This is a genomic window from Streptomyces sp. NPDC005899 (assembly GCF_040629645.1).
In the GTDB taxonomy this organism is placed as follows: domain Bacteria; phylum Actinomycetota; class Actinomycetes; order Streptomycetales; family Streptomycetaceae; genus Streptomyces.
In genome coordinates, this window is the sequence record NZ_JBEXWB010000494.1 from 1 (window position 1) to 3,565 (window position 3,565).

Sequence of the window (3,565 nt, forward strand, 5' to 3'; positions counted from 1 at the left end):
GGTCCGGCACACGGCGGCCCAGCCGCGTGCCGGACCGCCGGCGGCGGGTCAGCGCTTGCCCGGCTGCCGCTTCCAGGGGCCGGTGATGGCGAGCATGATGCCCGGCGTCTGGATGTTGGCGAACAGCGTCTTCCCGTCCGGCGAGAAGGTGACCCCGGTCATCTCGCTGTAGGAGGGCTCCTCCGCCGTCCCGGCGTTCAGCTCGTTGCGGGCGATCGGATAGGTGCGGCCGCTGTCGGTGGCCCCGAAGAGGTGCTGGATGCCCTCACCGTCCTCGGAGATGACGATGCCGCCGTACGGGGACACCGTGATGTTGTCCGGGCCGTCGAGGGCGCCGTCCACCGAGGCGTCGGGGTTGACGCCGAGGAGGACCTTCAGCGTGATGGTGCGGCGCTTGGGGTCGTAGAACCACACCTGGCCGTCGTGGGCCACGGGGCTCTCGCCACGGGCGAAGGAGGAGACGAAGTAGGCGCCGCCGTCACCCCACCACATGCCTTCGAGCTTGCGCGCACGGGTGACCTGGCCGTCGGCGAACTGCTTGCGCACGGAGACGGTCTTCGCGTCGCGGTCGGGGACGTCGACCCAGTCCACGCCGTAGACGGTCCCGGTCTTGGTGGCGCGGGACAGGTCGTCGACGAACACGCCCTTCCTGTCGAAGCACCGGGTGGCCTGGAGGACCCCGGCGTCGTCGGCCAGGGTCCGCAGCTTTCCGCGGCCGTGCTTGAAGCCGTGCGGCGGAACCCAGCGGTAGAGGAGGCCGTTGGGGCCCGAGGCGTCCTCGGTCAGGTAGGCGTGGCCGCGCTTGGGGTCGATGACGACGGCCTCGTGGGCGTACCGGCCGAATGCCTTGATCGGCCGCGGGTCGCGGTTGGCCCGCCGGTCGTACGGGTCGACCTCGAAGACGTAGCCGTGGTCCTTGAGCAGACCGTTCTTGCCGGCCTTGTCCTCGGTCTCCTCGCAGGTCAGCCACGTGCCCCAGGCGGTGCTGCCGCCCGCGCAGTTGGTGGAGGTACCGGCGATGCCCACCCACTCGGCGGTGCGTCCGTCGCGGCGGGTCTCCACGACGGTGCAGCCTCCGGCCGCGACCGGGTCGTAGACGAGGCCCTCGGTGAGCGGGACCGGGTACTTCCAGCCGGAGCGGGTGCCGCTCAGCTCGTGGTTGTTGACGAGCAGGGTGACGCCCCGGGGGCCCTCGAAGGCCGCGGTGCCGTCATGGTTGGAGGGGGTGGGCTCGCCGGTCTCCAGCTTGGTCACACCGCTGTGGGTGACGACACGGTAGGAGAAGCCGGCGGGCAGCGCCAGGATGCCCTTCGGGTCGGGGAGCAGCGGACCGTAGCCCAGCTCCTTGTCGTGCCCGTGACCGTGGCCATGCCCGTGGTCGTCGTCCCCGTGCCCGTGGCGGGCGTCGTCGGCTGCCAGGGCACCGGGCGCGGTGGCCAGCGCCCCGACGGCGCCGGTGAGGGCGATACCGGCACCGGTGAGGGCGGACTGTCTGGTGAATTCCCTGCGCGTGAACGACATCACGGACTCCTGGTGCTGCGTGACCTGGTGGTTGGCGTGATCACGCTCCCTCTCCCGCACCAACACCGGTTGAACAAGGGACGACGTCGAGCGGACCTGCACATCAAACCGTCAGGTGAACAGGGACAAACCAGGCCACCGCCCGTCACACGGACCGTCAGCTCTGGCCGAAAACCGGCCCCGCCCACCGGAACCCCCGCGCGGCTCGCCCCGGCCCGGCCCCCGTCTGCCCGCGTGCCTGCCCCCCGTGGCCGCGACCGCTCCCGGGCCCCGGGCACCCACCCACCCCCCCCCCGCCTAACCCACAAACAGTTACCCGGGCCCGAACGGGCCTTGAAGGCGGACGTGCGGGCGGCCTTCGCCGTCTTCCGGTCGCGGTGCAGCCGCGCCATGGCCTCGAGGACCTCGGCCGTCGCCGGGTGGTCCACCCGCCAGGCCTCGTCGAAGAAGCCGCTGTGCCGGCCCGAGAGGCCCTCGACCAGCTCCTGGAGCTCGCCCATGTCCCCCTCCGCGTCCAGCTGGGCCGCGATCGTGTCGATGGCGAGCCAGAAGATCATCGACTCCTCGGGCGCGGGAACGTCGGCCGCGCCCCGCTCGGCGAGCCAGACCCGGGCCAGCCCGCCGAGTTCCGGGTCATCGAGGACGGCGCGCACCGCGGGTTCCGCCGCGGGGCCGGCCAGGGCCAGTGCCTGCTGGCAGTGGAGCCTGCGCAGCGGGGCACCCCGGTCGGCCCCCTTCGCGGCGCCCAGGAGCTCGGCGGCGGCGGTCCCCGCGCCGTCGCCGTCCCGCGCTCCACGCCGGCCGAGCCACAGCCCGACCTCGGCGAGGGCGGCGGACTCGGGGTAGTGCGCGATCCCGTCGAGGAGCACGTCGGCCCCCTTGTCGGCGAGGTCACCGACGGCCGGCGCGTCCACCCCGGCCTCCAGCATCCGCTCCCGGATGCCGTAGAGGCCGAGGGGGGTGAGCTTCACCATCCCGTACCGGGTCACGTCCTCGTCGTCGGCGGGCGGTACCGCCTCCTCGCTCTCCTCTGTCAGCAACGTCTCGTCCAGCGGCCGGTATTCGACGATCCCGATGGTTTCGAGCAGCCGGAACTGGTCGTCCAGCCGCATCATCGCCTCCGACACCTGCTCCAGGACGTCGTCCGTGGGGTCGTCCATGTCGTCGGGGATCACCACGGAGGCGGCGAGAGCGGGCAGCGGCACGGGGGCGTCGCCCGGTCCGGCGTCCGAGAGGGTCAGCACGTAGAGGTTGCCGAGCACCCCGTCGAGGAACTCGGCCTCCTCCTCGGGGTCCCAGTCGAGGGCGTCGAAGTCGACGCTGCCGTCCTCACCGATGAGGTCGGCGAAGTCGTCGAACGCCGGCGCGGTGGCGTCCGCGTGCACGGCGTCCAGGCCGTCGAGCCAGATCCCGAGCACGTCCTGGGGCGAACCCGCGGTGATCAGGGCCAGGTTCTCGCCCGCGGTGACCGTCCCCTCGGCCTCCTCCCCCACCGGACCGCCGATGCCGTCCTCGGAGTCCTCCGAGTCCTCGGAGTGCCCGGCGTCCTGCGGGTCCTCCACGTCCACGAGGCCCGTGTCGACCGCGAGGCGCCAGGCCTCACTGGCGTGGGCCGCGCCGTCCTCGTCACCGGCGAGCCCGAGGTGCTCGGCCGCCGCGAGCAGTTGCGCGTCGACGAGCTCGCCACCGGCGCCCACCCGGGTCTCCGGGCCCGCCCAGCGGGCGAGGCGGACGGCCCGGGCGAGCAGCGGAGCGGCCAGCGCGTCCCGTGCCAGTTCGGCCTCGGTGTGCAGCCGCACCGGCGGCAGGGAAGGGCGCTCAGCGGACATCAGGGGGGTCTCCTCGGGGCGTGCCATGTGCGAAAGGGATCCGGTGTACGGGTCCGGGGCCGGCCCGTGCGTGTCGTCCGGGCCGCCGACCCAGCGTAGACGCATTTCGCCCCGTGCCGCCCGGTTCCGCGACAGGCCGGCGCGGAGCCGAACGCGGGGGCGCGGCCGTGCACTCGGCGTCCGGCGGCCCCCGGGCGCCCCGGACCGGATCGCCC

The 3,565-nt window shown here is 73.4% G+C and carries 1 protein-coding gene and 1 pseudogene; both read right to left on the reverse strand.

Translation table 11 applies throughout. The features are described 5' to 3' along the window. Positions 1–48: 48 nt before the first annotated feature. Positions 49–1,521, reverse strand: a complete 1,473-nt coding sequence (locus tag ABZ371_RS30405; protein WP_358685664.1) for an alkaline phosphatase PhoX — start codon at positions 1,519–1,521, stop codon at positions 49–51. A gap of 323 nt (positions 1,522–1,844) precedes the next feature. Next, a pseudogene (locus ABZ371_RS30410) lies at positions 1,845–3,350 on the reverse strand (hypothetical protein); the annotation flags it as partial. Positions 3,351–3,565 lie beyond the last annotated feature (215 nt).

What these genes read in the sequence shown, in the direction of transcription:
- ABZ371_RS30405 (WP_358685664.1), bottom strand. Translation starts at nt 1,521, where the DNA reads ATGTCGTTCACGCGCAGGGAATTCACCAGACAGTCCGCCCTCACCGGT.